This window comes from Janthinobacterium sp. GW822-FHT07A03, from assembly GCF_058798815.1.
In genome coordinates, this window is the sequence record NZ_JBXAKW010000026.1 from 1 (window position 1) to 6,672 (window position 6,672).

A 6,672-nucleotide genomic window follows, 5' to 3' on the forward strand; every position below is an offset into this window, starting at 1 on the left:
TGATGGCAGATGTTCTGCATCGCCGGTTGAACCGGTCGGCCGCCCGATCGCCAATACCCGCATCTATCTGCTCGATCGGCTGTTGCAGCCGGTACCGCTGGGTGTGCCGGGAGAAATGTATATTGCCGGCGCTGGCGTGGCACGCGGCTACTTGAACCGTCCGGACCTGACGGCCGAGCGTTTCATGGCTGAACCGTTCACTGGACAAGCTGGGTCCTTCATGTACAGGACGGGTGATCTGGCACGTTACCTGCCTGATGGCAACATTGAATATCTGGGGCGCAATGACTTCCAGGTCAAGATCCGCGGCTTCCGCATCGAGCTTGGCGAGATTGAAGCGCAACTGGCCGCCTGCCCGGGTGTGCGGGAGGCGGTCGTGGTATCCCGCACAGATGCGAGCGGCGAGCCGCGGCTGGTTGCCTATCTCGTCCAGCACGATGGCGCGGAGATGAGCGTAGCGGAGCTACGGGAGGTACTGGCGCCGGTCTTGCCTGTGTATATGGTGCCATCGGCCTTCGTGCGCCTGGAGGCGTTTCCGTTGACGCCGAATGGCAAGCTTGACCGCCGTGCGCTGCCCGCGCCGGACCAGTCGTCGGTAGCGGCGCGCAGCTATGCGGCGCCGGAAGGGGTGACCGAGACGGCGATCGCGGCAATCTGGATGGATCTGCTGGGACTTGACCAGGTCGGCCGCGATGATCACTTCTTTGAACTAGGTGGCCATTCGCTGCTCGCGGTGCAGCTGGTTTCGCGTTTGCGCAGCGCACTGGGTATTGAGCTTGCATTGCGCGATGTATTTGCGCAACCAACGCTTTCCGCCCTGGCGCAGACGTTAAAGCACACGTCGGCAGCCACGCTCTCGGTTATTCCACATGCTGCTCGCAATGTTGCGCTGCCGCTGTCGTTCGCTCAGCAGCGGTTGTGGTTCCTCGATCAGCTCGACCGCGCCGCCGGTGCTACCTATCATCTCCCTGCAGGCCTGCGCCTGCAGGGACAGCTCGACAGCGATGCTTTGCAGCGTGCATTGGACTGCATCGTGGCGCGCCATGAAAGCTTGCGCACTACCTTTGTTAGTGTTAACGGCGAGCCGATGCAGCTGTTTGCACCGAGCGAGTGTGGTTTCGCCCTGGCGATGCATGATCTGAGCGCGCTGCAAGGAAATGAGCAGCACGCGGCAATGGAAAGGATCAGTGCCGACGAGGCTACTGCACCGTTCGACCTGGCCGTAGGTCCGCTGATCCGCGGCCGCCTGGTGCGTCTGGGCGAGGATGACCATGTACTGCTGGTGACCCAGCATCACATCGTTTCCGATGGCTGGTCGACTGGCGTGCTGGTGCGTGAATTTTCGGCCCTTTATACGGCGTTCACCCAGCAACAGCCGGATCCGCTGCCGGCGCTGGCGATCCAATATGCCGACTACGCCGCTTGGCAGCGTGGCTGGCTGCAGGGCGAGGCCCTGCAGCACCAGGTCGACTTCTGGCAGCAGCACCTGAGTGGCGCGCCGGCCCTGCTTGAGATGCCGACGGACCGTCCGCGTCCGCCGGTGCAGAGCTATGCCGGCCACAGCATCGCCTGGACGGTGCCGGCCGACTTGACGGCCGGCTTGCGCGCGCTGACGCAGCGCCATGGCGCCACGCTGTTCATGACCATGCTGGCAGGCTGGGCCAGCCTGCTGTCGCGCTTTAGCGGGCAGGATGATGTGGTCATCGGTACACCTTTCGCGAACCGTCAGCGCAGCGAGGTCGAGCCGCTGATGGGCTTTTTCGTCAATACACTGGCGCTGCGGGTGCAGCTCGGGGACGACCCGACCGTAGCGGAGCTGCTGGCCCAGGTCAAGGCCAGCACGCTGGATGCCTATGCACACCAGGACTTGCCGTTCGAGCAGGTTGTCGAGATCGTCAAGCCGCCGCGCAGCCTGAGCCATAGCCCGCTCTTCCAGACCATGCTGGTCTTGCAGAATACTCCGGGCGGCGGCGCCATTGCCTTGCCTGGGCTAACGCTGTCGGCGCTTTCCGCTCCAGGCACCACGGCGCGCTTCGATCTCTCTTTGTCGTTGACGGAATCGCGTCACACGGTATTCGGCAATCTCGAATATGCAAGTGATCTGTTCGGCCGCTCGACGATGGAGCGGTTGCTGCAAAACTTCGAGGAGTTGCTGTCGAGCATGGTGGCGAACGAGTACCTTCCTATCAGCCAACTGAAGCTACTGTCCTGCGCACAACGCCAACGGCTGCTGACCGATTTCAATGCTACCGAAACTGACGTGCCTCGCGACCAGTTAATGCATCGTATGTTTGAAGCGCAGGCTGCTGCGCGACCCGATGCCACCGCGCTCGTGTTCGAAGAGCAGTCCCTGAGCTATGGGGAACTGAACCGCCGCGCCAACCAGGTGGCCCATGCGCTGCTCGCCTTGGGGGTACGGCCCGACGACCGGGTCGCTCTGTGTGCCGAGCGTAGTCTGGAGATGGTGGTTGGCCTGCTGGGTGTGCTCAAGGCCGGTGCAGCCTACGTGCCGCTCGATCCGTCCTATCCCGCTGAACGCCTAGCTTACATGCTGCAGGACAGTACACCCGTGGCCGTACTAACAATGACGGCCCTGCGGGAGTTGTTGCCGTTGGACCCAGCACTGGTGCCGGTGCTGCTGCTTGACGACCTTACGTCACAGTCTGCCACTGATCCCGACCCACGCACCCTAGGGTTGACCTTGCGCCATCTGGCCTACGTCATCTACACCTCCGGCTCCACCGGGCAACCAAAAGGAGTGATGGTCGAACACTGTTCGCTGTCCAATCTGGTTGCCACTCAGATCGATGAGTTCGTCGTAGATACCGACAGCAGGGTACTGCAATTCGTGTCTTTCAGTTTCGACGTCTGCATTTCCGAAGTAAGCATGGCTCTGTGCAGCGGTGCGGCACTTTATTTGGCGAGCCAGGAAGCTTTGCTGCCAGGCGAACCCTTGCTGCAGACGCTGCAGCAACACCGAATTACTCACATCAGCATGCCGATGGCGGCGCTGTCTGTTCTCCCGCACGACGCCACTATGGACACGCTGCAGACATTGATTGTTGGCGGCGAGGCGTTGCCAGCTGCGGTTGCCGCCCGCTGGTCAGCCAAGTGTCGGCTCTTCAACGCATATGGACCTACCGAAGCCACGGTTTCCGCCGCACATCATCGTTGCGATGCTGGAGATGCCGTTATGGTGCCGATTGGCCGTCCGCTCGCCAATGTTCGAATTTACCTGCTTGACGCCCTTTTGCAACCGGTACCGCTGGGTGTTGCTGGTGAACTCTACATCGGAGGTGTTGGTATCGCTCGCGGCTACTTGAACCGTCCGAAATTGACTGCGGAACGCTTTATTGCCGATCCATTCAGCATTGAACCAGAAAGTCGTCTGTACAAGACCGGCGACCGTGGTCGATATTTGCCAACAGGTAACATCGAATTCTTGGGGCGAAATGACTCCCAAGTAAAGATTCGTGGTTTCCGTATTGAACTAGGCGAAATTGAGGCCAGGATTAATGCTTGTAGGGGCGTCGACGAAGCCGTGGTATTAGCGCGTGAAGATGTCCAGGGAGAGAAGCAATTGGTTGCCTACTTCATCGTTAATAATGAACAGAATGCGGAAAGCCTGGACCTGCGCTGCGAACTGCTCGCAATCCTGCCTGATTACATGATCCCGACGGCATTCGTGCGCATGGATGCATTCCCGCTCACTCCCAACGGCAAGGTTGACCACCGCGCCTTACCGGCGCCGGACCATTTCGCGTTGAGTACACGCAGCTATGAAGCCCCGCAGGGAGAGGTCGAGATTGCCATCGCCGCTGTATGGCAGGAGTTGCTCAAAATTAAGCTGGTAGGTCGACACGATCATTTCTTCGAGCTGGGCGGCCATTCACTTATGGTAGTTACCATGATCGCGCACTTACGCGAACGTGGTTTGCAGATGGATGTGCGTACCATTTTCGCGTCCCCCCAACTTGCTGCTTTTGCCGCGTCGGCGGCAGCTGCACCAAGTGCTGTGGCTACGATTCCCCCCAATCTCATTGGCGCCAACAGCGAGAAGATTACTCCGGAGATGCTGACGCTCATACAGCTGACCGAGTCAGAGATTGACACGATTGTCGGTGCTGTGCCGGGTGGGGTAGCGAATATACAAGATATTTATCCATTGTCGCCCTTGCAAGAAGGGATACTCTTCCATCATCTGATGGAGGATGGCCGCGATGCATACCTCATGCGCTCACTCATGTCCTTCGATAGTCGCAAGCATCTCGATGCTTTCATTGACGCGTTGCAATTGGTAATCAACCGCCATGATATTTTGCGCAGTGCAGTAATGTGGAGCGGTCTATCGCAAGCGGTTCAAGTCGTGCTCAGGGATGTCACCTTGCCCGTGGAGCAGATCATGCAGACAGGGGCGGCAAGTGGTTACCAGCAATTGCTCGATCTGAGTGATCCACGCTATCTCCGTCTAAACTTGCAACAGGCACCCATGATGAAGGCCTGTATTGCTGAAGAGCAGGCGTCCGGCGCATGGAGTCTGTCACTTCTTTACCATCATTCGATTGGCGACCACGTCACCCTATCGTTCATGCTCGATGAAATTGGAGCTTTCCTGCGTGGGCAAGGCGGGGACCTGCCCAAGCCGCTGCCTTATCGTAACTTCATTGCTCAGGTACTGTCAGTTCCAGCATCTGAACATGAGGCATATTTCAGTTCACAATTGGCCGATATCAACGAATCGACCGCGCCTTTCGGCTTGCTCAATGTTCAGTTTAATGGCGACGCGGTACTGGACGCGCACGTACCGCTCGGCGGAGCCATGGCACAACGGATTCGCACGTGCGCCCGTCAGCATGGAATTACGCCGAGCGTGCTATTTCATGCTGCCTGGTCACTGGTCCTGGCGCAATGCTGCGGACAGGACGATGTCGTGTTCGGCACTGTCCTTGCAGGGCGGCTACAAGGTTCTGAAGGAGGGGGGCAGATTCTGGGTATGTTCATTAATACCTTGCCGGTTCGTATTTCCCTGGCCGAACAGAACGCACAAGATGTTGTCGTGGATATTTACCGGCGCCTGAGCGAGTTGCTAATGCATGAGCAAGCCTCACTGGCGCTTGCTCAACGTTGCAGCGGCGTGCCTGCTGGGCAGCCGCTATTTACGACATTGCTAAACTATCGGCATAGCCCATCACCGATGGCCGACGGTGAAAATGCCACGGCTGCGGCGGCCTGGCAGGGCATGCATTTTATTGGTGGACAGGAGCGTACTAATTACCCATTGGTCGTATCCATCGATGACCTTGGTCAGAATTTCGGTCTGACCGTCCAATGCGTACCGGGCATCGATCCAACCAGCATCGCTTCCTACATAACCACTGCGATGGAAGGTTTAGTTGTTGCACTCGAGCAGGAGAAACTGCAGCCTTTCCGCTCCCTGAGCGTACTGCCTGCGGCAGAAAGGCAGCATTTGCTGGTGGGTATGCACGGCCACGCTGAGCGTTATGCGCAAGGTCCGTTGATTCATCAGCTGTTCGAAGCGCAAGCTGCCGCGCGGCCCGATGCCACTGCGCTGGTGTACGAAACGCAAACCCTGAGTTATGGGGAACTGAATCGTCGCGCGAACCAGGTGGCCCACGCGCTACTCGCAATAGGTGTGGAACCCGACGATCGGGTTGCGATCTGCACCGAGCGAAGCCTGGAGATGGTAATTGGTCTGCTTGGCGTACTCAAAGCTGGAGCAGGCTATGTGCCGCTCGACCCGGCTTATCCTGAGGAACGCATAGCATATGCGTTGGCCGACAGTGCGCCAAAGGCCGTACTGACGCAATCCGCGCTGCGCGCTGTGGTACCTCCGCTCTTCGATGTTACCGTGCCCGTGCTGCTGCTCGACGAGCTGGGAAATCAGATCAAGACCAATCCGGATCTGGTTTCATTGGATTTGAACCCGTCTCATTTGGCTTATGTCATTTACACGTCGGGCTCGACAGGTCTACCTAAGGGCGTCATGGTCAGCCATGACAACGTCACTCGCCTGTTCGGCGCCACCCGGGACTGGTTCCGGTTCGATGCGAGTGACGTCTGGACATTGTTCCACTCGTTCGCCTTCGACTTTTCGGTATGGGAAATATGGGGTCCGCTTTTGCATGGCGGCAAGCTCATCGTGGTCCCTGCATCTGTGGCGCGGGCGCCAAGTGATTTCTTCGCCTTGCTGTGCCGAGAAAGCGTCACCGTCTTGAACCAGACCCCGAGCGCCTTCCAGCAGCTTATCCCATGCCAGGTCGGGCAGGTCGGCGCGCATGCATTGCGACATATCATCTTTGGGGGGGAGGCGCTGGAGTTCCGGACGCTCGCTCCCTGGATCGAGCGCAACGGGTTGAAAGCTACTCAACTGACCAATATGTACGGCATTACCGAAATTACGGTCCATGCCACCTACCATAAGGTGACCGAGGACGATATGCGCACCCGGCTGGCAGGTGGCCTGATTGGTAGGCCACTGGCCGATTTGAACTTCTACCTGCTCGACGCGCACCAGCAGCCGGTGCCGCAGGGTGTGGGCGGCGAGATTTACATCGGCGGTGCTGGTGTTGCGCGTGGTTACCTGAACCGTCCGGAACTGACGGCGGAACGTTTTATCGCTGATCCATTCAGTGACGCGCCACAGGCCCGTCT

1 protein-coding gene is annotated in these 6,672 nt (G+C 58.7%); it reads left to right on the top strand.

What is annotated here, in order from left to right; all coding sequences use genetic code 11:
* Positions 1-6,672 (top strand): amino acid adenylation domain-containing protein (locus AC1RJW_RS29550; RefSeq protein ID WP_493048088.1); only part of this gene is annotated, 6,672 nt, incomplete at both ends.